This window comes from Desulfovibrio biadhensis, assembly GCF_055388615.1.
The window spans coordinates 3,395,561-3,417,987 of sequence record NZ_AP042477.1 but is presented as its reverse complement, the minus strand read 5'-3'; the positions used below and the strand labels follow the sequence as shown (position 1 = coordinate 3,417,987).

At 54.2% G+C, this 22,427-nt stretch carries 18 protein-coding genes; 10 read left to right on the top strand and 8 right to left on the bottom strand.

What is annotated here, in order from left to right; all coding sequences use genetic code 11:
- Nucleotides 1–173 precede the first annotated feature (173 nt).
- The 3 genes from ACZ5EH_RS14800 (at nucleotide 174) to ACZ5EH_RS14790 (ending at nucleotide 4,969) form a co-directional block, all read left to right on the top strand.
- Nucleotides 174–980 (top strand): hypothetical protein, encoded by an 807-nt coding sequence (locus tag ACZ5EH_RS14800; RefSeq protein WP_464274653.1) that lies wholly within the window; start codon nucleotides 174–176, stop codon nucleotides 978–980.
- A gap of 4 nt (nucleotides 981–984) precedes the next feature.
- Complete coding sequence (locus ACZ5EH_RS14795; RefSeq protein ID WP_464274652.1) at nucleotides 985–1,443, top strand: hypothetical protein; 459 nt, start codon at nucleotides 985–987, stop codon at nucleotides 1,441–1,443.
- A gap of 136 nt (nucleotides 1,444–1,579) precedes the next feature.
- A complete protein-coding gene (locus ACZ5EH_RS14790; protein ID WP_464274651.1) occupies nucleotides 1,580–4,969 on the top strand; it encodes an ATP-binding cassette domain-containing protein in 3,390 nt (1,129 codons plus the stop codon).
- A gap of 23 nt (nucleotides 4,970–4,992) precedes the next feature.
- On the opposite strand, the gene ACZ5EH_RS14785 is transcribed toward ACZ5EH_RS14790, so the two are convergent.
- Nucleotides 4,993–5,658 (bottom strand): flavodoxin family protein, encoded by a 666-nt coding sequence (locus tag ACZ5EH_RS14785; protein WP_464274650.1) that lies wholly within the window; start codon nucleotides 5,656–5,658, stop codon nucleotides 4,993–4,995.
- Between the two features lie 21 nt (nucleotides 5,659–5,679).
- A complete protein-coding gene (locus ACZ5EH_RS14780) occupies nucleotides 5,680–6,192 on the bottom strand; it encodes a hypothetical protein (RefSeq protein WP_464274649.1) in 513 nt (170 codons plus the stop codon).
- A gap of 255 nt (nucleotides 6,193–6,447) precedes the next feature.
- Between ACZ5EH_RS14780 and ACZ5EH_RS14775 the strand changes: the two genes are divergently transcribed.
- On the top strand, nucleotides 6,448–6,612 hold the full coding sequence (locus tag ACZ5EH_RS14775) for a hypothetical protein (RefSeq protein WP_464274648.1): 165 nt from the start codon (nucleotides 6,448–6,450) through the stop codon (nucleotides 6,610–6,612).
- A gap of 142 nt (nucleotides 6,613–6,754) precedes the next feature.
- Here ACZ5EH_RS14775 and tmk read toward each other — a convergent pair whose 3' ends face one another.
- Nucleotides 6,755–7,390, bottom strand: coding sequence for a dTMP kinase (gene tmk / locus ACZ5EH_RS14770; protein WP_464274647.1), 636 nt, complete (start codon nucleotides 7,388–7,390; stop codon nucleotides 6,755–6,757).
- Nucleotides 7,366–8,442 carry a 3'-5' exoribonuclease YhaM family protein gene (locus ACZ5EH_RS14765; protein ID WP_464274646.1) on the bottom strand — a complete coding sequence of 359 codons (1,077 nt, stop codon included), beginning with the start codon at nucleotides 8,440–8,442 and terminating at the stop codon, nucleotides 7,366–7,368. The genes tmk and ACZ5EH_RS14765 overlap by 25 nt, the downstream gene beginning before the upstream one ends.
- A 197-nt stretch (nucleotides 8,443–8,639) precedes the next feature.
- Here ACZ5EH_RS14765 and surE point away from each other — a divergent pair, with 197 nt between their 5' ends.
- Together surE and ACZ5EH_RS14755 are read left to right on the top strand one after the other, a co-directional pair.
- Entirely contained in the window at nucleotides 8,640–9,395 is a 756-nt protein-coding gene (gene surE / locus ACZ5EH_RS14760) for a 5'/3'-nucleotidase SurE (RefSeq protein ID WP_464274645.1), read from the top strand.
- 14 nt (nucleotides 9,396–9,409) lie between these two features.
- On the top strand, nucleotides 9,410–10,615 hold the full coding sequence (locus ACZ5EH_RS14755; protein WP_464274644.1) for an SGNH/GDSL hydrolase family protein: 1,206 nt from the start codon (nucleotides 9,410–9,412) through the stop codon (nucleotides 10,613–10,615).
- 100 nt (nucleotides 10,616–10,715) lie between these two features.
- On the opposite strand, the gene ACZ5EH_RS14750 is transcribed toward ACZ5EH_RS14755, so the two are convergent.
- On the bottom strand, nucleotides 10,716–12,062 hold the full coding sequence (locus ACZ5EH_RS14750) for an autotransporter outer membrane beta-barrel domain-containing protein (protein WP_464274643.1): 1,347 nt from the start codon (nucleotides 12,060–12,062) through the stop codon (nucleotides 10,716–10,718).
- Nucleotides 12,063–12,232: 170 nt separating this feature from the next.
- On the bottom strand, nucleotides 12,233–12,730 hold the full coding sequence (gene dut, locus ACZ5EH_RS14745) for a dUTP diphosphatase (RefSeq protein WP_464274642.1): 498 nt from the start codon (nucleotides 12,728–12,730) through the stop codon (nucleotides 12,233–12,235).
- A gap of 301 nt (nucleotides 12,731–13,031) precedes the next feature.
- On the opposite strand from dut, the gene glgP reads away from it, so the two are divergent.
- The 3 genes from glgP (at nucleotide 13,032) to ACZ5EH_RS14730 (ending at nucleotide 17,759) form a co-directional block, all read left to right on the top strand.
- Complete coding sequence (gene glgP / locus ACZ5EH_RS14740; protein ID WP_464274641.1) at nucleotides 13,032–15,611, top strand: alpha-glucan family phosphorylase; 2,580 nt, start codon at nucleotides 13,032–13,034, stop codon at nucleotides 15,609–15,611.
- A gap of 155 nt (nucleotides 15,612–15,766) precedes the next feature.
- Nucleotides 15,767–16,354, top strand: coding sequence for a DJ-1/PfpI family protein (locus tag ACZ5EH_RS14735; protein ID WP_464274640.1), 588 nt, complete (start codon nucleotides 15,767–15,769; stop codon nucleotides 16,352–16,354).
- A 154-nt stretch (nucleotides 16,355–16,508) separates the two neighbouring features.
- Complete coding sequence (locus ACZ5EH_RS14730) at nucleotides 16,509–17,759, top strand: M24 family metallopeptidase (protein WP_464274639.1); 1,251 nt, start codon at nucleotides 16,509–16,511, stop codon at nucleotides 17,757–17,759.
- 81 nt (nucleotides 17,760–17,840) lie between these two features.
- On the opposite strand, the gene metG is transcribed toward ACZ5EH_RS14730, so the two are convergent.
- Both metG and ACZ5EH_RS14720 read right to left on the bottom strand, forming a co-directional pair.
- Nucleotides 17,841–19,802 (bottom strand): methionine--tRNA ligase, encoded by a 1,962-nt coding sequence (gene metG / locus ACZ5EH_RS14725; protein WP_464274638.1) that lies wholly within the window; start codon nucleotides 19,800–19,802, stop codon nucleotides 17,841–17,843.
- Between the two features lie 15 nt (nucleotides 19,803–19,817).
- On the bottom strand, nucleotides 19,818–21,341 hold the full coding sequence (locus tag ACZ5EH_RS14720; protein ID WP_464274637.1) for a PSP1 domain-containing protein: 1,524 nt from the start codon (nucleotides 21,339–21,341) through the stop codon (nucleotides 19,818–19,820).
- 407 nt (nucleotides 21,342–21,748) lie between these two features.
- On the opposite strand from ACZ5EH_RS14720, the gene ACZ5EH_RS14715 reads away from it, so the two are divergent.
- Complete coding sequence (locus tag ACZ5EH_RS14715; RefSeq protein WP_464274636.1) at nucleotides 21,749–22,306, top strand: HDIG domain-containing metalloprotein; 558 nt, start codon at nucleotides 21,749–21,751, stop codon at nucleotides 22,304–22,306.
- The last annotated feature ends 121 nt before the right edge of the window (nucleotides 22,307–22,427 follow it).

Sequence of the window (22,427 nt, the reverse complement as noted above, 5' to 3'; positions counted from 1 at the left end):
TCTCCCGCGGTTTCCGGGTGTAGCGTATTTTCCCTTGCTTGAAAACTCCCGACAGGGACAGGACTCACTGGAAGCATTGACTTGTTGAAATACCTTTGAAATTGACATAGGAATGAGAATACCCGCGTCCATAGGTACGACGTGGAACGATCACGCGAACAAGGAGAGCGTTGATGAGAACGACACTCTTGAGCACCCTGATACTGGGCGCCTTGGTTTTGTTCGGAACGGTTGCTGGAGCCGGTAATGCCGATGGAGTTGCCTTGTCACCAGAAGAAAAAGGCAAATTCGCCGACAATTTGTTGCTGCCCTCACCTTCCGAAGTTTTTGTTGCTCTGGACAAGCTTGGCAAAGCCAACTGGGTTGGCGCAGCCTCGTATTCAGAGCGGTACGATTACACGAGCGACTATCTGCGCGCCCTGAATCTTGGGGTACGCTCAGCCGATGGATTTCTGGCCATCCAGGCCAAAGACAAATCCCGACTGGGTGAAATGATCACAGTTATCATCACCCTTGCGGAAGAGCTTCTGGTGCGTGAAACAATCCTGGACAAGGGCAAGACCTTTGAAGAGCTCTCAAAGCAGGACAAATGGCATGAGCTGCACCGGGAACTTGATTCGCTACGTGAAGACGTGATGGAAGAGATCAAGCGCCTGGGCGATCAGGATGTCGCATTGCTGGTCAGCGCCGGTGGCTGGCTGGAAGGCTTGCGCGCCACGACTAAAATACTCAATGAACGCTACGACTCCACGGCCTCTTCCGTCCTCTACCAGCCCAGACTTGTGGAATACTTTGAGACCAAACTGGCTGCTCTTGAACGGGAGGATAAAAATCACCCCGCTGTCAAGGAATTGCGTGCGAAACTTCCGGAAATTATGGTACTGGTTAACGTAGGCTTCAAGAAACCCGTGCCCCAGGAAAATGTGGAAAAATTGCACGAAATCAGCTCTGAACTGGTAAGCCTTATCGAAGAAGGATAGCCTAATGATGAGCCCGCTCAAACATACACGGTTGCAGGCTTTTGGCCTGCTCCTCCTCGCCGCGGCAATTGTGGTTTGCCTTGCGACACCAGGGGAGGCGGACAGGCTCGAAGCCCGTGACCTGGCTTACGAGGCCATGGACGTCTACAATGAAGACGGCTTCCATATTCGTGAAGAAATTCAGATAGGCAAGCTGGACAAAGGCGAGTCCTATTATTTTGACACGCAACTATCTGCTGGTAACGAGTACTTTTTCTACGTCAGCGGCGATGAAAACGTCATGGGCGTGCAGATACGCATTTATGACGAAAACTGGGAGCTGGTCTCAGCCAACATTATGAACGCCCCCCAGGCTGAAGCCGTTTACCTTGCCCAGTGGAGTGGTATTTACCATGTCAAGGTGACCATGGTGGACGCCTCCCCCAAGGGTGGGTACTGGTTCATCATTTCAGGGTTCAAATAACCCGCTGCACCGAGAATAAGGGATACAGACAATTGCGCCGCCTGGCCGGAAATGCTCCGGCTGGCGGCGTTTTTTCAACACCCCACGCCGGCGCGGCGTACAATGCAGGCGATGCAACGCAGACCGACTCCCGACAATGCAGGATACCCCGCTCACCAGCGCAACGGAACGCGCACTCGAAACCAGCCTGGCCATGCAAATGTTGCGGGCCTTTGCCTGCGTCATTTCTCAAGGGGGGCGGCAACCCAGCCCTGAAAAAAAAGCTTTCATCCGCACGTTTTATATAGGTCTTTACCCGGAAGACATCACGAACCATTTCACGGCTCGTTTTGAGCAGGAACTGGCTGAACCGCCCTACCCGGAAGATCTTGCCAAGGACCTGAACAAACGACTTTCCTATCAGGAAAAGGTTTTCAATCTTCTGGCATTGTGTGAATTTTTGCAGTCAGATGGCAAAAACCCGGAAGAAATCCAGGCCGCCAGAAAACTGGCAACCCTCATGCATGTCGCGCCAGAAGACGTGGCGTACGTGGAGAATGCCTACGGTATTTCCGAGGAGCCCCCGGAAATATTGGAAGCTTCCTCTATCCTGACGCTACGCATCACCGGGGACGTGGAGACTGCTGATGTCTGGCTGCCCTACCCCGGCCTCGATCTGGTGGTGCACCGCATTCACAACCTTTACTGCATCACCGCGAAAAACGACCTGCACCGCGTCATGGTCGAGGGGAATCCCCTCAAACCCAATTTTTCCAAACGCATCACGCAGCATTTTCATATCCGGATCAACGACTACAACCTGCGCTACCAGGACCTCATCGTCTACTTTCGCAACAAGGTTCACAAGCTGGAGATGAGCCTCTATGTGCAGCAAAAAGATCTGGAGCTGATCTTTTCCCATCAGCCAAGTGCGCAAAGCTTGCTGCGCCTGAACATCCAGCAATCCCAGATGGTGCTGGAGCCGTTGGAGCAGGACGCCGTCATTGCCCACAACAGAAGACGCGTGCGTGCAGCGGCGCGCATGAACCTCAATGACGACGTGTATGTCAACGGGTTTCGCCTGGATCTGCGGGAGGCTTTCTACTACCTTTCAGCAAGGGGCGAAATTACGATTCGCGAAGGCCTCAACCGCTACATCATCAGCAACGATATCAAGGCCGACATATTCATTCACGATGCTTTGCCAGAACGCTGGCGCGCGGCTATCCGCATCGAAGAAGGGCGCTTTCTGCTGGAAAAAGGCACTTGCCCGTATCAGATATATTGCAACGGCAAAGTCGCGCCATCCGGTCGCGAACTGACCGACGGCGACACCATTTTTCTACATGACAATTTCATTGAATTCGATCCTGATGAAGGTTTCTTCCATCGGTCTGTCTTCAGCTTCCGCAAGCTGGTTGCCGAGGGACTGCGCTACACATTTGATGACGGCACCAATGGGTTGGACGATGTTACCTTTGACATCGAGTACGGCGAGCTGGTTTGCATCATGGGCCCAAGCGGCAGCGGCAAATCCACCCTGCTTTCCGCCATCAGTGGCCAGATTACCCCCCAGGCGGGGCGCGTGCTTGTGGACCAGCACGACCTCCACAAAGAGTACGAAGTCCTCAAGGACTATTTTGGCTATGTTCCCCAGGACGACCTGTTGCTCCCCAATCTGACTGTCTGGGAGAACCTGTATTATCATGCCCGGTTGCGCTTTCCTGAAAAAACGGATGAAGAACTGGGCGCGCGCATCGACCTTGTTCTGGATAAGATCAGACTCAAGGAAAAGCGTTTCACCCGTGTAGGGCAACCAACCCAGAAGACCCTTTCCGGTGGAGAACGCAAACGCCTGAATATCGGACTCGAACTGCTCTCCGACGCCGAAATATTCTTTTTGGATGAACCAACATCCGGACTTTCCTCCAAGGACTCTGAAAAAATCATAGAACTGCTGGCAAACATTACCCTGAGCGGCAAGATTGTCGTGGCCGTCATCCACCAGCCCGGTTCAAAGCTCTACAAGATGTTCAACAAGGTCATCCTTCTGGATAACGGAGGGCGCATGGCCTATTACGGCACCGCCTACTCCGCCCTTGAATATTTCAAGCGCCACATGGAAGCGACCCTGGCCGCAGAGCCTGTGGAAGTGGAGTGCCCCCATTGTAAAACAGTCCAGCCCAACGTGCTGCTGGACAGCCTGGAAGACTCGCTGCTGGACATAGACGGGGCGGTGCTGGGCGAACGAAAGTACTCACCCGACTATTGGAAGCGCCAATACAGACGCAAAGTGGTGTCATCCTGGTTCAGCAACGTGAAGCTGCCAACGCGGGACAAGCTGCCCCCGCAACGCGTCATTACGCCCAGAGAACGCTTCAACCAGTTCCTCACCCTGCTCAGGCGCAATTTTACCAATAAATTTCGCGATCGAGCCAACCTGCTCATCACATTTCTGGAAGCACCCCTACTTGGAGCGGGTATCGGCTTTATTCTGAAATATACGCCCCAAGGCGATTACACGCTTTATACCAACGATCTGTTCAAGACCTTTCTTTTCGTAACGGTCATTGTTTCCCTTTTTCTGGGGATGACCAACAGCGTGGATGAAATCATTGGCGATACGGCCCTTTTTCTGCGGGAGCGCATGCTGAACATAACACACCGCAGCTACATGGCGGCCAAGATGGTTGTTCTGCTGGTTTTTGCAATGCTGCAGAACCTGCTCTTCATTTGCCTGGGCTTCTTTATCCTGGATATTCAGGAACTGTGGCTGCACTACCTCGTTTACCTCACACTGATATCCTACGCCGGCATATCAGCAGGTTTGCTCATTTCCTCCGTGCCCAGACTGACCTCCAAGGCAGCACTCAACGTGGTGCCGCTGATTCTCATTCCACAGATCATCCTTGGGGGGGCGCTTATCGAATACGAAAAGATGAACAAAAACCTGACTTTTTTCGATAACAGCCCCATCCCGGAAATCTGCCAGTTCATGCCTTCCCGTTGGGCTTATGAAGGGCTGATGGTCATGCAGGAAACCCAGAACAGCTACGATTCACGCCATCAGCAGCTGCTGGATCAACTCAAGCGTTTCAAATACGCGCGCAAAAGCTATATCGAGCTCTACGGCGATACGGCCTACCAACACCGTGAGCGGGAATTATCCAATGAACTTGAGCAGTTTCGGCAGGATTACAAGTATGCGTACGGCAACAAAAACGTGCACGACGCCATCAGCGTGGGTGAGAACCGCCTGAAGCAATATCTGGAGCAGCGTCTGCCGGAAGGCATGGACGTGGAACTTGCCCTGCCTAAAACAAGCTGGGATTACGCCTACCCCATGTTTGTGCGCGAGAAGGTTTTCTTTTTCACGGAGAAAACCGTGAACACATCCATTTACAATGCGACCATTCTCTTTATCGCCAGCCTGCTGATGAACATTCTGGCATTGGTGATGCTCAAGTTCCGTGACAATATCATCGCCTGGGTATCCGGCCTGCTACGAACCCTGCGGGGGGCGTCACGCAGAAGAAGTCGCGCCTGATTGCGAGGAGCACGGCCCAAGACCTACGCCCCCTGCCCTTCCCGCTGCTCCTGCACCAGCCTGCTTCCCAGCTCCCTGGCCTTTGCGCATTCCTGGGGAAACACCTCATCTCGACGTTTTGCCTTGGCGGCAACATCAAACATAGTGGATTTGTATTTCGAATAGTCGCTGAACTGGTAGGTATCGGTGCAAAGAAGCATCTCACAATGGCCGAATAACCATGACATAGTGGCCTTGTTGCGTTCGAACATGGGGGTGTAGCCGAACTGTGGCATCTGCTCTTCCGTGACGTTCATGGTGTAGAGCAGGGCTGTGCGTATCTTTTTCGGGTATAATGTCTCGCGCTCAGGAGTATAGGTGAGATAAGGAAACAACAATCGCTCCACTAAAGAGCGCATCTCACCTGTTTCTGAGCCAAAATAAATTGGCGACCCCAGGGCCAGTACATCGCACTCCCTGATTGTGTCGAGAAGCGGCTTCAACTCATCTTTCACGGCGCAGCGGCCATAGCTCTTGCCGCCAATCTTCTTGCATTCAAAACAACTTATGCAGCCTTTGAAGGTGTAGTCGTAAAGATGCACCAGTCGGCACCTGGCGCCGGCAGCTTCCGCTCCTTCCATAAAATGCTGCAACATTGTCGCAGTGTTCCACTTCTTCCTCGGACTGCCGTTGACGACTACAACATCCATTCTCTCTTCCCCTCTTTCAACTCAGGGCAGATCCCATGTGCCGGAATACACCTCCCGCCCTCTATCCAAAACATTTATACCCACAACGGCATTGTCCATCATTGCACACTGCAGGTTGTACTGGTGACTTCCATACGTGACGGCAGGAACGCCAGCACATATTGAGCGTACCAGCGCATCATCGAATTTCAAGTCATTGAGCAGAGAATCGGAGTATTCAATGCGGAGGGCGGATTGCCCTGTATTGTAAAGTCTTTCCACAAGCTCAAGCGAAATATCCCGGTCCAGATCAGGAGGCTGTGGCAACCCAACGGCAAGGACCGTGATGAGGACTACGGAAAACAGCCACCCCAGCACGGTGTTGCGCGTGCGGGATTTATGGCTGCCGGAGCGCGCTGCATCCTTGCCCGCGACAAGTGATTTGCCGAAAACGCCATCGAGGCCATTGAGCAACGAACGCACCACCACGGCGACGACATAAAGGGGCAATAGCAACACCAGCCCCAGTAATATCAGGCTCAAGACAAGTTTCATAAAATAGCACCACTATATCAAACGCTGGCCAACATAAAACAAGCGCACACAGCAAACAATCGCATACCATATCTCCGTCAGATTTCAGAGCGAACGTGTTGCATGTTGCGAGACGATGGCTTAAATTCTAAAAAATAACTAGACTTTTTGTTAGAAATGTGCTTGTTGAAACTACCGGAAGGCCACTAGGCTTCGTATGCGCCAAGCCAACGTTTCCAGCCGATAACTTCCAACTCTAAAGAGGGGACCCAATACATGAGCAGCTTTGCCAACATCAGTCTCCTTGAATGGCTTATCGGAGGCGGCCTGGTCGCCTTGTTCTGCTTTTCGGCCTGGCTACTGCTCAGGGCTTGTCACCATCTTCCCTCGAACGATCCCGGTGTGAGCGTCGACTTCCATGCGCTCAAACGCAGGGGATAGTCAATCAGCAAAAACTGCCCTGGACAGACCTCGCACTCTGACATCCGCAAAACAAGTCGGGGGCTTTTGCTGTGCCTGTTGTGAATGCCGTTTCTTCCTGATCAAATAACCAAACATACGGCTCTGCCTTGCAGAGCCGTTTTCATTTCTCCAGCAGGGCAGACATGGCCTTCTGGATATCCTCGAACACGCTATCCGGGTCACGGGCAGCGTCCACCACGGTGAAGCGTTCCTGGTGGAAGGCAGCCAAGGTAAGATAGCCTTCACGAATCCGGGTATGAAAATCCATGCTCTCGGCTTCAAAGCGGCCTTCGCTCTTTGACTTGCCGGTTTCAAAATTGCGGGTGAAGGCTCTTCTGAGCCCCACTTCGGGGGGCAGATCCAGAACAAAAGTCTTATCCGGAAAAAGGCCGCCGATCGCCATGTCGTTGAGTTCATGCAACCGTTTGGGATCGAGCCCGCGTCCGTACCCTTGATACACGGTGGTGGAGTCCACATAACGGTCGCAAATGACCACAGCGCCCCTTTCCAGAGCAGGGCGAATGACTTCAGCCACATGCTGGGCTCTGTCCGCAAGCAACAGAAACAGCTCGGCCCTGCTGGTCAAAGACTTGGAAGACACGTCCAGCAGAATGCGCCTGAGAGTCACACCCAGTTCACTACCTCCGGGTTCCCGGGTCCGCAGAACCTCCACCCCTCTCTGCTGCAGAAATGCCTCCAGACGAGCGATTTGCGTGCTCTTTCCCGAGCCTTCTATTCCTTCAAAGGTAATAAACATTGGTTTTCCTTTTTATCTCCGCGACGTTGTGCATTGAAGCGACCGGGCGTCTGCTGCGGTCTGTAGATAAAACGTTCCAATGAGCGTTGGAAAGGGGACCATCCGGGCTCTGGCATGCCGTTTTCGGTCTTTGCCCCCCCTTCGTCCATTTCAGCGTAAATTTCCTTGAACTGGTTCATTTTGGCGTCAAGGTTGTCGGCATAATGCAGGGCCATGGCCTCGGCAGTCTTGGGGCGTTTAGGAGAGCCGAAATGATATTCGCCATGATGGCTGATGATAATGTGCTTGAAATGGGTAACCAGCCCCGGCTCCAGTTTGGATTTCTGCAGAAAGGGCTCCAGAATCTCCAGCCCCATCTGAATGTGCCCCAGCAAACGTCCGGCATCAGTATAATCCGGCGCCAGACCGCCACCGATTTCCCAGGCTTTTCCCAGGTCATGAAAAATAGCAGCCGTCAACAGAATTTCTCTGTCCAGGTTGGGGTACAGATCGCAAAACGCCAGGCATAATTTCATCACGCCCAGAGTATGCTCCAGCAAGCCGCCAACATAGGCGTGGTGTATGGCCTTGCCTCCAACAGCCTTGAGCAGGCGCGCACGGATTTCCTCTTCGCCCAGCACCTTTGCCGCAAGCTTGCGCCACGGGGGGTAGTGCAAATGCTGCCGGCAAAGCTCTTCTATGCGCTCCAGAATATCATTGGGCGGCTCTTCGCTGCAGGGAATGAGCTTGGAAAGATCCACAGGTTCGGGCGCAGCGCACGCCTCTTCCAGATCGATAAGGCGAATCTGGTCCACATTGAGCTGCACCTTATCCCTATAGCTCACGGCCTGTCCTTCCACAAAGGCGAGCCAGCCGCCTTCCAGAAATTCATAGGCCTGACTCTGGGGGCTCCAGATACGTGCCTCTATACGGCCGCTTGCATCCGTCAAATTCAGTGACCAGTATGGCCCGTTGCGGGCCTGCCCCTGCCTGGCTTCAGCCAGCACAAACAGATCGGCCACGGCCTGGCCTGGCTGCAACTCGCGCACCAGTTGGCGTTTCTCTTGTATCATCCCTGGGCAGTATCCTTGCTAAAGCAATTGCCTTGACGTAATACCCGGTAACGAAAACGGACCTCATTTTTCGCTTCCCGGTCATGATTACGGACGTTTCGGCGGTTTATGACCGCCACAGACTGCCCCGCAGGGGGGCAGATTGTCAAACCTAACGAAACCGCAAGGCTGTATACGCCAAACCCGAGAAACCGACAATGCGCATTCTGCTGACCAACGACGACGGTATCCAGGCCCATGGCTTGCGCGCCATTTATCATGCACTATTAGAGGCAGGCCACCAGGTACAGGTGGTGGCGCCCGTGACGGAACAATCCGCAGTGGGGCACGCCGTGACATTGAGCATGCCCTTGCGTGTGAAGGAATTCAACGAAAAGAACTTCCAGGGGCTCGGGGTCTACGGCACTCCGGTCGACTGTGTTAAACTTGGCGTGAGCACGCTGCTGAGCGAGCGCCCCCAGCTGGTGGTTTCCGGCATCAACGCGGGCGCCAACGTCGGTGTGGACATCCTTTATTCCGGCACTGTCTCGGCCGCTACGGAAGGCGCCATGCTTGGTTGCTCTGCCCTGGCCGTTTCCTTTGACAGCTTTGACCCTGCTGCAGACCTGGAAGGCCAGGCCGCCTACGCCGCCCTTCTCGTGGAGCGAATCCCCTGGGAAGAAGTGCCCGAACAGACGGTGCTGAACCTGAATTTTCCAGACAAGAGCATCGAGGACACCAAACCCTTGAAGCTCTGCCGCCACACCCGCACCATGTATCACGACTGGTACGAAAACCGTACCGACCCGAGGGGACGCCCCTATTATTGGCTGGACGGCATCATTCCCGCCGAAAAGCTGAGCCCAGACACTGACAGGGCCTTATTGACCGAAGGGTACATCACGCTTACCCCCTTGCGCTTTGACTTTACTGACAGGGACACCCTCTCGGCGCTTGCCCCCTTTCTGGGCTGAAAGAGAGTCCCCCCGTGTTGCGCAAACTCTTTTCCCTGAAATCTCTTGGCAACCTGCTGTTGGCAGTTTGCAGCGTCCTGGCGGTGTGGCTGATTTTCGAGCTGTTCCTGTTCGATTACGTGCTGCCGCACCTGCCAAAGGGCGCCTACCACCATATGGTCAGGGAGTTTCGCGTTCTGGGGCAAAGTTCCTTCAATGGCAGGCTGCCAGACACAGGGTACATCGCCCTTGCAGGGGATTCCTACGCGCAAGGCAAGGGGGACTGGTTTATAGACCAGGGGTACGACCGCAACGCCCGCTTTCATAGCGCCCACGTACTGCAGGACCTTACTGGCAGAGATGTGATATCGTACGGCCGTAGCGGTGCAGGCAGCTTTGAGGGCTTTGCCGTTGAGCCGCTGCAAATCATTCGCAGGCTCGAACGCCACGGTGTCCGCTTACCCTCCAAGCCAGATGTGATGCTGGCGTACTTCTATGCTGGCAATGACATCGAGAACAATCTGGATTTCTTGTACAATCGTGTGCCGGAAGCCATGAAGGAAAAGGCAACTGCCCTTGCCGACAAAGCCGCTGCATCACCCGAGGCCCGCCAGGAGCTCATTGATTTGATACGGGAGCTGCAGACGGAAGAAGCTGACGGCACGGCGCACAAGCTGGACGAAAAGCCCATCGTTGGGAATTTGCTGCTACGCGTACTGCGCGACACGTTGCGTAATACATTTACACGCAAATATGTGGACGTGGAGCCCATCGTGCCCCCCGGTGAGGTGAATGCCGCCCGTATCAACGGAACCGTCATCCCTCTGCCGGACAGGCTGCAATCACCGCCGCTTGAAGTGTCAGGACAGGAAATTGCAAGGGGCGTTGCCGTGATGCAGGCCAGCCTGGCCCTTCTGGCTGAGGAATTTCCCCGCGTGATGCTTGTCTACGTGCCTTCCCCCCTTGCCTGCTACGACTTGGCTTCTCCCGATGTCAGCACATTTTACGGGGGCGCCACCCTCTATCCTGCTCCGGAAGTAACCCAACGCAGCGAGCTTTTGTGGCATTTGACCAGCAAAGCCGCCGCACAATTGGGCCTGGAAAGCATTGATACGCGCCATGCCATCCGTAAGGCCGCACACTCGGAGCTTATCCACGGCCCCCGCGATTGGGACCACTTCAACAAGGCCGGCAACGAGGCTTTGGCCAGGGGGATCTTACAGACTCTTGAGCTTCCCTGACTGCCAGGAGACCACCAATAGCATTTCTTGCAAAAAGTAACGCCCCCCGTATCGAAACGATACGGGGGGCGTTTTTTCATTCAGGTCTGATGCGTAAGCTTTAGAACTCGTAGCGCAGGTTCAGGCCAAAACGCACCAGGTAGGTGTCCTGGCGGAAGAAGCTGTTGGCCACCTCTGCACTGACGATGAAACTGTCTGTGGGGTAAAGGTCCAACCCCAGGGTGACCTCCATTTCGTCTGGATCCATATCGTCATCACTCGTGCTGATGGTGGTATCATATATATAGGCGGCATCCAAATACGGCATGCCCCAACCAAATGCGTAGCCAGCGCGCCCACCAAACCGGAGTTCACCTGTTTCGATGGTATCTGGCTTTGCATTATTCGGCACAGGCCCGTTGTAATCAGGCAGATCAAAAAGACTGTCAGGTGAATCACGCTTATAGTCGAAACCGTCTTCACTGGCGTAGGTATAGCCCATGGTGCCGCTGAATAACCAGCTGTCCAGGATATAGTAGTAGGTCAGGTTCGGGCTGATCATCACCCGTACGGAATCATAATAAGGCTGCATGGTGGAGCCGTTGGAGAGGAAGCTCACACCGCCGATAATATCGAAGATAAGCTCTTCGAAAAGCGCAATGGACATATAAGGGGCGATGGTATAGCCGTTGCTCGCCATCTCACCAGAAACATGGCTGAAATTGGTATCCAGGTAAGAGCCTTCAATACCCAGGGCAATACCAATGACCGTGCGTTGCGTCAGCATGTAGTCCACACCCAGCATGGCGACAAAGGCGGTGCCATCATATTTTGTGCTGCTGTCTGAGTTGCCCAGCAAGCTGAAACCGCCCGAAGTCCAGACGCCCAGGCCGAGCTTTTCAAAACTCTCTGCTGCATCACCAGCGGCAAGACCGCCCATGACGTCGTCCTGGTTCAGCTGGTAACTCATGGCCATGGCGCCGCCAAACTTCACATTGTCAATCTTCGCCTGGGTCTTGACGCCAGGAGCGCCAGCAGGCTTCGGAGCAAGAAGGGCTGCACTGCGGGATTTGATGAGACGTACGGTCGTGCGGGTCTGCGCTTTCAATGTTTCCTTGGTGCTTTCCTCTTCTGCACTACGCGTGGGGCGACTATCCAAAAGAGAGGTAATGGTGCCATACCCAATGAGATCACCATCTCTGTATTCTTCCCAGTAATCGCCATAATAATAAATATAGGTAGTTACCCCAGTATCTGTATTAGTGTATTCGCTAATTCGTCCTTCACTGTCATACTTCACACTGTAGAGACCGGAGTTATAGCTTTCCAGCCAGCTTGAACTTGGCGTTCCGTCTCCATATTCCCATCCATGAAAAATTTCAGCAGACGCACTTGATTGTAATAATACAAAAAAAGCGCACAACAAGGCCACAAAGGCGGCCCCCACTCTTCCCTTTGCAGTTAGCATACAACCCCCGAAGATGCTGATGGTTTCGCCGGGTTATATCATATTTAATGATTCACGGTTGCGGGCCGTGCCCGACGAGAGGTCGCTGCTATACCGCCCTCTGGTACAACAGCTTTTGACCTCACTACTCAAAAAATATAGCTAAAGCAAGATAGGAAGAGATGTTCTGTTTACGATTTCCCCGTATGGCCGAAGCCTCCTGCACCACGTGCTGTATCCCCTAAAGATTCGACAGCTTCCAGTGATGCCATGAACGCAGGCAAAAAAATGAGTTGTGCTATGCGCTCACCTCTGGCAATTGTGCGCAGTTCCTGGCTGGTATTCAGCATCCAGACCACGATCTCGCCCCTGTAGTCCGGGTCTATGACTCCTACACCCTGGGCAACGGTAAGGCCGTGTTTGGCGCCCAGGCCAGAGCGGGAAAAAACAAATCCGGCAATGCCTGGCTGCTGCACTTCAATGGCAAGGCCGGCTGCAAGCTTGACGCGTCCTCCTGCGGGAATTTCAACGGATTCCTCTTCGATACAGGCCCGCAAATCCAAGCCAATGCTACCGGGGGTGGCGTAGCAGGGCCCCAGTTCACACGTTTCGGGCATGGCGTAACAGCGCTTGCCCTGTTCCGTATAGCGTACTCGAACGTTGCAAGGGGCTGGATTTTCTTTCTGCATGTTCTATCCTTTGATTTGTCGCCAAAGGGTAACACTACTGGAGTGTATTGAAGCGGTTTTTCCGCTTGCAATGGCGTAAGGGTTTTTGGGATATTATTCGAAGCGGTGATTTTACCGAGACCATACAACCATACTGCCATACTGCCGCTAGCCACGTTACGTGGATGCAAAACATGGCGGTTTGCATGTGGCTGAAAACAACATATTCAAATGTTGATCATTTTGTTGGCACACTAATAACCCCGACCTACCTTCCGGGGCAACCCCGGATTCGCCCTAAAAAATGGTAAGGAGATTTTCAATGCGTCCTATCAACGTATTCAGCGTTCTGCCCAAATTGCCGGCTTCCCTGACACCTCTTTGGGAGCTGGCGCACAACTTCTGGTTCTCCTGGAACAGTACCATCGAGAGCATCTTCACCCAGATCGACCAGAACCTCTGGCAACAAAGCTACAGGAACCCGGTCTGGTTCCTGAACCATCTGCCGCAGCAGACACTGGAAGAACTGGCCAAGGACGAAATATTTCTGGAGCGCCTTCGGGAAGTTCACCAGAGCCTGCGAAATTATCTGGAAAAAACGATTTCTCCTGTTTCCTTTCCTGACAAGGAAAAAGACCAGCCTGTCATCGCTTATTTCTCCCTTGAGTATGGTCTCGCACTCTGCCTGCCGATTTATTCCGGCGGCTTGGGCATCCTTGCCGGTGACCACCTGAAAAGCGCCAGCGATCTGAATCTCCCCCTTGTCGGCATTGGACTGTGCTATCAGGAAGGCTACTTCCGCCAGTACCTAACCCCTGACGGCTGGCAGCAGGAGCGCTACCCTGTCAACGACTTCGAGGAAATGCCCCTGACGCTGCTCAACGACAGCAAGGGCGAGCCTTTGCGCATTTCCCTGGATTTGGCCGGGCAGGAGCTCATTGCACGCATTTGGAAAGCAGAAGCGGGGCGCGTTACGCTCTACCTGCTGGACACCAACATGCCGGAGAACCCACCGCATTTTCGCAAGATCACCTCCCAACTCTACGGAGGCGACCTGGAAATGCGCATCTGGCAGGAAATACTGCTGGGTGTCGGCGGCATAAAAGCCTTGCGCGTACTGGGGCTGGCGCCCAAGGTCATTCACATGAATGAAGGGCACTCCGCCTTTGCCGGGCTGGAGCGCATCCGCGAATTCATGAGCAACCATTCGCTGCCATTTGAAGCCGCCATGGAGCTGGTCGCATCCACCAGCGTATTCACCACGCACACACCTGTGCCTGCTGGGAATGACCGGTTTCCGCCCGAGCTGATGCAGCGCTATTTTGAAAACTACTCCCGTGAAATGGGCCTAGCCTTCAAAGTGCTTCTTGCCCTGGGGCGCGAAGACCCCCGCGACGACAGCGAACCCTTCTGCATGACGGTGCTTGCCCTGAAGCTTTCACGCTTCAACAATGGCGTCAGCATCTTGCACGGGCATGTATCCCGCTCCATGTGGCAACGCGTATGGCCACAATACCCCCTTGCGGACATCCCCATCGGCGCCATCACCAACGGTGTTCACGCCGCCTCCTGGGTGGCGCCGGACATCGCCCAGCTCTATGACCGCTATCTGGGGCAGAACTGGCGCGAAGAGCCAGATTGCTCCCGCGTATGGCCCCTGGCCGAAAACATCTCTGAAAGCGAACTCTGGCGCACGCACGAACGGCTGCGCGCACGCTTGGTGGACTATGTGCGCATGCGGTTGCAAAAACAGCTTCAGGCAAAGGGCGCACGCCGTAAAACTTTGGAAATGGCTGCCGAGGTCTTGGACCCAGAAGCCCTGACCATTGGATTTGCACGCCGCTTCGCCACCTATAAACGCGCCAACCTCCTGTTGCAGGACAAGGAACGCCTGCTGCGGCTCATTACCAACAAATCCCGCCCCATCCAGTTTATATTCGCCGGTAAGGCGCACCCCCAGGATAACGAGGGCAAGCGCCTGATTCAGGAACTCATTGAGTTTTGCCGCCGCGAAGAGTGCCGCCACAAAATGGTCTTCATCGAAGACTATGACATGGAAATCGCGCAGCACATGGTGCAAGGGTGCGACGTCTGGCTGAATACTCCCAGACGCCCCCTGGAGGCGTGCGGCACCAGCGGCATGAAAGCCCTGGTCAACGGTGTGCTGAACCTGAGCACCCTGGACGGCTGGTGGGATGAGGCCTACCGCCCCGATAACAGTGTAGGCTGGGCCATTGGGCAGGGCGAAGAATACGAAGACCCTGGCTACCAGGATTTTGTCGAGAGTCAGACCTTGTACAACATCCTGGAAAACGAAGTGCTGCACGATTTCTATGATCGCGCTGCTGCCGGCATGCCCCGGACCTGGCTGCGTAAAATGAAGCTCTCCATTAAGGACCTGGTCGCCATCTACAACTCGCACAGGATGGTGGAAGACTACGCCAACCACGCCTACATCCCGGCTTTCGAGAACTTCAAGCTGCTGGAAAAGGATGGATTTCAGCCTGCCAAGGAACTGGCTGCCTGGCGCATGCAATTGATGACGAAATGGAGCAGCCTCCAGATCCGCAACGTCACCTACGAAGTCCCGCAAAAACAACTGGTGGTGGGCGACAGCCTCCACGTTGAGGCCGAGGTCTTCCTCAACGGCATTTCCACCGAACATGTTCGTGTGGAAATATACTGTGGCACCGTGGGACACGATGGCAAGTTTTTCAACCGACGTTATGCGCCGATGGAGCCGATAGACACCCCCACAGCCGATGGCTGGATACGCTATAAAGGTGAAGCGCAACCCGGTCAGGCGGGACGTTTCGGGTATACCGTGCGCATAATGCCCCGCCACACCCTGCTGCTGGACCCCCACTCTCTTGGACTGATCTGCTGGGCTCCCGCCGAGTAATCCCCTTCCAGACGACCAAACATTCAAGGCGGAGCGCGTTACGTGCTCCGCCTTATTTCATTTCTGCCCTTCACATTATACCTTTCACGGAGTATGGAGGACTGTCGAATAGCATTCTAAGCTGAACCAACAAACCTAGTTAAGGAGTATGTGAAATGGCTGTGAAGAAAATTCTCATGTTGGTGGGTGATTACGTTGAAGATTACGAAGTCATGGTGCCTTTTCAGATGCTGCTCATGGTTGGCCACACTGTCCATGCCGTTTGCCCGGACAAGAAGACAGGCCAGACTGTTCGCACCGCCATCCATGATTTTGAGGGAGATCAGACCTATAGTGAAAAGCCCGGCCACAACTTCACCATCAACTTCGACTTCAACGATGTGAAGGCTGAAGACTATGATGCGCTTGTCATTCCTGGTGGCCGCGCCCCTGAATACATTCGCCTCAATCCCAAAGTTATCGAAATTGTGAAGCATTTCGGTAATGAGAAAAAACCCATCGCCGCCATTTGCCATGGCCCGCAATTGCTGGCCGCTGCAGACGTCATTGAAGGGCAGCAATGCACCGCCTACCCTGCCGTGATGCCCGACGTCATTGCCGCCGGCGCCAAGTGGGCCGCCCCAAATGATACTGTCACCAACGCCTATGTGGATGGTAACCTGGTCACAGCTGCCGCTTGGCCCGCGCATCCCGAATGGATCAGCAAGTTCCTCAAAGTACTCGGCACCACTATCGAGCCGTAATCCACTTTACACACAATGCTTCTCGACCCGTTTCTGCACACCGCAGAAGCGGGTCGTTTATTTTTCGCCCTCGCAACTACTTGCGCCACTGGCAAAAAAATGTTCACTCGTGTCGAACAATCGAACACTTACAGCATTTCCGCAGGAGTTTTCCATGCAGGTATCAGTCCCTGAATTTCAAGCCATTGAAGTCATCCCGGCCGAAGAACTGGAAGCACGACACGAACGTTGTCGCCGCCACCTGGACAAACTCGTTCCCGAAGCAACGGGTCTGCTGCTCTTCTCACCAGTGAATATTTATTATTTGAGCGGTCATCTGGCCAACGGGGCTTTCTGGCTACCCAAAGAAGGCGCCCCTGTTCTTTTGTGCCGCAAAGGCATAGAGCGCGCCCGCCTTGAAAGTTTGGTGGAAAACATTTTGCCGTTCCGCTCTTATGCCGACATCCCACCTTTGCTGGCAGATGCGGGCGTACCTCTTCCGGAAGCGCCCACTCCGGTGGCGGCGGAGATGAATGGCATTACCTGGAGCCTGGCGAACCTGCTGACGTCCCGTATGGAAAAGCAACGGTTCATACCCGGCGACAAGGTGCTTTCCCATGCGCGGAGCTGGAAAAGCGCCTGGGAACTTGCCAAGCTGCGAACGTGTGGAGAGCGCCATGACCGCAGCCTGCAACAACTGTTGCCGGAGATCATCGCCCCTGGCATGTCCGAGCGAGAAATCTGCCACAAGGCTTGGGAAGTCTTTTTTTCATTGGGGCACGCGGGGCTTATGCGCATGAGCACCCCGGGAGAGGATATTTTTCTGGGGCACGTCTCAGCAGGTGAAAGCGCCAACTACCCGAGCCGTTACAACGGCCCGGTGGGCCTCATGGGCGAGCACCCCGCCGTGCCGTTCATGGGCTACGCCGGCGCAATTTGGAAAAAGGGGGAGCCCCTTGCCTGCGACATCGGCTTTTGCCTGGAGGGCTACCAGACAGACAAAACCCAGGTATACTGGGGCGGTTCCGCCGACAGCATCCCGGACCATGTGCGGCATGCGCATCAACTATGTATGGATGTCCAAGCCTACATCGCAGAGAATCTGAAACCCGGCGCCATTCCCTCCAAACTATATGCAGAAAGCATGGCCATGATCGAAAAGGCCGACATGCTGGACGGCTTCATGGCCCTGGATGGCAACAAAGTGCCTTTCATCGGTCACGGCATCGGCCTGGCCATTGATGAATACCCTGTCATCGCAAAAGGCTTTGACGCCCCTCTTGAAGAAGGCATGGTCTTGGCCCTGGAACCCAAAATGGGAATCCGAGGGCTGGGCATGGTGGGGGTGGAAAACACCTTTGAGGTCACTTCCACAGGCGGCGCCTGCATCACCGGCAACCGTTTCGAGATGATCTGCGTGGAATAGAAGAATATGCATCTACAGTCTTCGGGGGAGCTCCCTTAAAAGAGGGCTCCCCCGAAGACCTATCTGGCGAATCAGATAATTTTAGGAAGCCTTGCTGCCATTCACAACAGGGCCGGTGGTGGTAAGCAGCTGCATGCCGCCTTCCGAGCGCACGGCCATGACCATGCCCTGGGATTCGAGGCCGCGCAGTTTGCGGGGGGCCAGGTTGGCTACAACGACCACCTGTCGGCCTTGGAGCTCTTCCGGAGAAAAGAATTCACGGAGCCCGGCCACAATTTGGCGGGGGCGTTCCTCACCCAGATCAACCTCCAGACGCAGTAGCTTGTCCGCCTTGGGGTGCGGCTCGGCAACCAACACCGTGCCCACGCGCAAATCCAGCTTCTGAAAATCTTCAAACTGAATGTTCTCCACAGGGGCGGCGGGGGCGGCGTTTTTCGCCGCAGGCTGTTGCTTCTTGGCTTCTTTTTCCTTGGGCGCTGCCTTTTCCGCCTGGGCTTCCAAAGCTTCAAGATCAATACGCGGGAACAGGTTCGATGCGGGCGCCAGAGGCGTGCCTGACTGCAAAAGCTCCCAGCCTTCCACCTCGGCAGCCAGGTCGGGGATGGCGCCTTCTTTGAGAGGCTGCCCCAACTGCACGAGCATCTTCTCCGAAGTCTCAGGCATTACAGGCCAAAGCTGGACAGCAATTTTCCGCATGGCCTCAAGCAAGGTGTACATGACTGTGCCCAGTCGTTCCGTGTCGCCAGCCTTGTTCAAGGCCCAGGGTTGTGCTTCGTCCACGTATTTATTGCAGGCGCGTACCAGCTCCCACAACGCGTCCAAAGCGCGGGAAAAGAGCGCGCGCTCGAAAAGCTGCGCGTAATTGCGGGAGGCGTCCAAAGCCAGCGTGCGGATGTCGCTGTCCATATCTTGCGAGGAGGCAGCAGCAGGAACCACCCCTTTGCAAAACTTTTTGGCCATGGAAAGCACCCTGCTGAAAAGATTGCCCAGATCGTTAGCCAAGTCGGCATTGAGCCGCCCTATCAAGGCTTCCTCACTGAAGCTGGCGTCATTGCCAAAGTGCATTTCGCGCAGCATAAAATAGCGGAAAACGTCCAGGCCGTAGCGCTCCACCATGGCAAGGGGCTCGATGACATTGCCCAAAGATTTGGACATCTTGGTTTCACGAACCAACCAGTACCCATGCACGTTCAAATGCTGATAGGGTTCGAGGCCGGCCGCCTTGAGCATGGTAGGCCAAAATACCGCATGCGGCTTGAGAATGTCCTTGGCCACCAGATGCTGCGCATTGGGCCAATACGTTTTGAAATTTTCGCCATCAGGCCAGCCAAGGGCGGTGATGTAGTTGATAAGGGCATCGAACCAGACATAGCAGACGTAGTCCTTATCAAAGGGCAGCTCGATTCCCCACTCCAGCCGCGTTTTGGGGCGGGAGATGCAAAGGTCTTCCAAGGCGCCGCTTTCCAGCAGACTTACAACCTCGTTGCGATAGCGCTCGGGGCGGATGAAGTCGGGATTTTGCTTGATATGCTCGAGCAGCCACCCCTGATACTTGGCCATGCGGAAAAAGTAGTTCTTTTCCTGAATGAACTCCGGCTTGGTCTGATGCTGCGGGCACAGGCCGTCTTCAAGTTCTTTTTCAGTGTAGAAGCGCTCACACCCGTAACAGTAGTGTCCGCCGTATTCACCAAAATAGATGTCGCCGTTATCGTAGACCTTTTGCATGAACTGCTGCACAACACGCTTGTGGTCTTCATCTGTAGTCCTGATAAAGCGATCGTTGCCTATGCCCAGACTGGGCCAGAGATTACGGAAGAGGCTACTGATCTGATCCACGTATTGTTGTGGACTCTGCTCATTCTTTTCAGCGGCCTGCACGATTTTGTCACCGTGTTCATCCGTACCGGTAAGAAAGAATACCTGCTCACCCTGCCCTTTGTGAAAACGGGCCATGGTGTCTGCAACTATAGTTGTGTACGCATGCCCCAGATGGGGTTTTGCATTGACGTAATATATGGGCGTAGAAATAAAGAAACTTTTCATCTTGTATTCAGACCGTTATTGTTGGTTCGGTTTAGGTTTGGGTTTACGCCGGCGTTTACGGCGGGGCTTGCTTTTTGCTTCGCCTTCGGGCTTTGCGCCACCTTCCTGCTTTTGCGGACGCGGTGGTTTGGGGCGCTGGGGCTTTTTATCGCCCCCCTCACGTGAAGGTTTTTTTCCGCCTGCGTTTGGAGAATCGGCTTTTTGATCGCCTCGCCCGTCCCCTTTGGCGTTTCTATTATCGTTCCTGGAGTCCCCGCGGTTATCCGCATTGCCGGACTGCCCTTTGGAGCGTCCGCTTCTGCGAGACCGTGACGACCGTTTACGCTTTGACCTGGAGTTCCTGTCACCTGAGCGGTCGCGAGGAGTTCCGTCCTTCTCCGTAGCGGCAGGTTGACCAGCAGTTTCGTCGCCTCCACCCTTTGCAGATGCACCCTGGCTAGGATTGGGGCCTTTGTCCGGACCAAGCCCAAAGATACCTCCACTATCAGGCGCTGCAGAGGTCTCGGGCTCCGACGCGGCGGCTTCGGTTGCCGTGTTTCTAGGGGCTTCAGCCTCGCTCCTCTGCTTTTGGGGAGCGCCACCGCCCTGCTCGGATTTTTCGGGCCTGCTGGATGCGGCAGAAGAATCCTGTTGCTTGGCTGGCTTGCCTTTACGTTTTTGCGATTCCCGCTGGTCTGCCTGTTGCTCTTTCTGCTGGGAGCCTTGTTGGCCGCCCTGTTGCGTCTGGTCAGGTCTTTTGGGAGCGAGTTCAGCCCATTCTTCCAGGGTGTATTCGCGCTCTTCGCCCCCGTCCATAACCACACTCAGGCTGTTGCGAAAGAGATTCGCGCGCAGGACCTTGAGCACGCCATCTCTGGTCGTGTATTTCTTCCCAATTTTCGGACAGCTCCGGTGAAATTCTTCATAATTGCTTTGCTCGTAGCTGAGACAACAAAGCAGTCTGCCGCACATGCCCGAGATTTTGGCAGGATTAAGGAAAAGGTTCTGTTCTTTCGCCATGCGTATTGTTACAGGGGCGAACTTGCGCAGAAAACGACGGCAACAACAAACTTGACCACAATTGCCTACAGCGCCAACCATCTGGGTTTCATGCCGCACACCGATCTGACGCAATTCAATGCGCGTACGGTACGTACGCACCAGATCCTTGACCAGTTCACGAAAATCTATCCGATTTGGGGCAGTGAAATAAAAGATGATTTTGCTGCGGTCAAAAAAAACATCCACTTCCACAAGCTTCATTTCCAGCTTGCGTTCACGGATGCGCTTGCGGCAATATTCAAAGGCTTCTTGGGCCAGCTCTTCGTTTTCTTTCTGCTTTTCCACATCATCGTCGGCCGCGATTCGGTAGATGGGCTTCAATTCCTCGATTTCAGCGTCCTGCGGCAACTCATCGCAAATAATGACCACGTAGCCCAGTCCGTATCCCTGGTCGGTGTTCACTATCACGGCATCGCCCTGATTGACGACAAACGCACCGGAGCTGAAATAATAGATTTGTCCCGCATCGCGGAACTTAACGCCTAGTATGGTGCTCATGCTTTATTACTAAGAGCGCAAAATATTTATATTTTGTCTCTTGAGGTTATATAGATTGCGCAACGCCCTCATAGCTTACGGACGTATGCGGCGACACGCGATGATGGCCGCCGGAAAACCCAATCAGAAGTCTGTATTCCGAAGACAAGGGTCTGCGAAAATAAGACCTCGCAACCATGTCAGTTTTCCTGGCGCCCCCAGGCCTCGACATAGCGCAATGTCGCGTGTGCAAATACTTTTTATTCCGTTATTTTTAGCCTTGTGTCAACTCCGTTGCAATTATGCAAATGTTGCAATTATGCTGTGCCGTATTGCGATTTGCTTGAAAATGCAGCAAAAAAACATGGGAATTGGCAATCGAAGTCACAAGACCGTCAATAATGTTTCATTTTCAGGAGGCGTAAACAATGCTTACCCGTGACGAAGCTCTGGCTATTTTTCAAGCGCAATCTCCAGACAAAGCCCTCTTCTCACACTGTCTGGCGAGCGAGGCAGTAATGGAACGCCTTGCCGATCATTTTGGCGAAGACAAGACCCTCTGGGGCATTTCCGGTCTGCTCCATGATGTGGATTTCCCCCATACCCGGGAAACGCCAGACAAGCATGGTGTCATGGCCATGGACATTTTAGAAAACAAGCTCCCTCCCGAAGCGCTCCACGCCATCCAGGCCCACAACGGAGAATATACCGGCGTTGCGGCGGAGTCACGTCTGGATTTCGCCTTGCGCGCGGCAGAATCTGTGACGGGGCTCGTGTCTGCCAATGCCCTTGTCCGGCCGGAAGGCATGAACGGCATGAAACCCAAAAGCCTGAAGAAAAAGATGAAAGAAAAGGCCTTTGCCGCCAATGTGGACCGTGAGCGCATCAAGGATTGCGAAAAGATAGATCTGGATCTTGGCACATTCTTTGGCCTTGCCATAGAGGCCATGGCCGCCAGGGCCGAGGAGCTGGGACTCGTTAAATAGTTGTTACAAGTTATCGCAAAATACTGCCTGAGCTTTACAATGATGCCGGAAACGCGCTAGACGCAAGAGAGTGGATATTTTGCGGGAACTTCCCGTTTTTCGAACCTGAAGCAGGGAGATC

Excerpts from the sequence above, each read along its gene's own strand:
- ACZ5EH_RS14735 (WP_464274640.1), top strand. The coding sequence starts at position 15,767 with ATGGCTGTGAAGAAAATTCTCATGTTGGTGGGTGATTACGTTGAAGAT.
- ACZ5EH_RS14780 (WP_464274649.1), bottom strand. The coding sequence starts at position 6,192 with ATGAAACTTGTCTTGAGCCTGATATTACTGGGGCTGGTGTTGCTATTG.
- surE (WP_464274645.1), top strand. The coding sequence starts at position 8,640 with ATGCGCATTCTGCTGACCAACGACGACGGTATCCAGGCCCATGGCTTG.
- ACZ5EH_RS14800 (WP_464274653.1), top strand. The coding sequence starts at position 174 with ATGAGAACGACACTCTTGAGCACCCTGATACTGGGCGCCTTGGTTTTG.
- ACZ5EH_RS14765 (WP_464274646.1), bottom strand. The coding sequence starts at position 8,442 with ATGATACAAGAGAAACGCCAACTGGTGCGCGAGTTGCAGCCAGGCCAG.
- metG (WP_464274638.1), bottom strand. The coding sequence starts at position 19,802 with ATGAAAAGTTTCTTTATTTCTACGCCCATATATTACGTCAATGCAAAA.
- ACZ5EH_RS14790 (WP_464274651.1), top strand. The coding sequence starts at position 1,580 with ATGCAGGATACCCCGCTCACCAGCGCAACGGAACGCGCACTCGAAACC.
- ACZ5EH_RS14720 (WP_464274637.1), bottom strand. The coding sequence starts at position 21,341 with ATGAGCACCATACTAGGCGTTAAGTTCCGCGATGCGGGACAAATCTAT.
- ACZ5EH_RS14785 (WP_464274650.1), bottom strand. The coding sequence starts at position 5,658 with ATGGATGTTGTAGTCGTCAACGGCAGTCCGAGGAAGAAGTGGAACACT.
- tmk (WP_464274647.1), bottom strand. The coding sequence starts at position 7,390 with ATGTTTATTACCTTTGAAGGAATAGAAGGCTCGGGAAAGAGCACGCAA.
- ACZ5EH_RS14715 (WP_464274636.1), top strand. The coding sequence starts at position 21,749 with ATGCTTACCCGTGACGAAGCTCTGGCTATTTTTCAAGCGCAATCTCCA.
- ACZ5EH_RS14775 (WP_464274648.1), top strand. The coding sequence starts at position 6,448 with ATGAGCAGCTTTGCCAACATCAGTCTCCTTGAATGGCTTATCGGAGGC.
- dut (WP_464274642.1), bottom strand. The coding sequence starts at position 12,730 with ATGCAGAAAGAAAATCCAGCCCCTTGCAACGTTCGAGTACGCTATACG.
- ACZ5EH_RS14730 (WP_464274639.1), top strand. The coding sequence starts at position 16,509 with ATGCAGGTATCAGTCCCTGAATTTCAAGCCATTGAAGTCATCCCGGCC.
- ACZ5EH_RS14795 (WP_464274652.1), top strand. The coding sequence starts at position 985 with ATGATGAGCCCGCTCAAACATACACGGTTGCAGGCTTTTGGCCTGCTC.
- ACZ5EH_RS14750 (WP_464274643.1), bottom strand. The coding sequence starts at position 12,062 with ATGCTAACTGCAAAGGGAAGAGTGGGGGCCGCCTTTGTGGCCTTGTTG.
- glgP (WP_464274641.1), top strand. The coding sequence starts at position 13,032 with ATGCGTCCTATCAACGTATTCAGCGTTCTGCCCAAATTGCCGGCTTCC.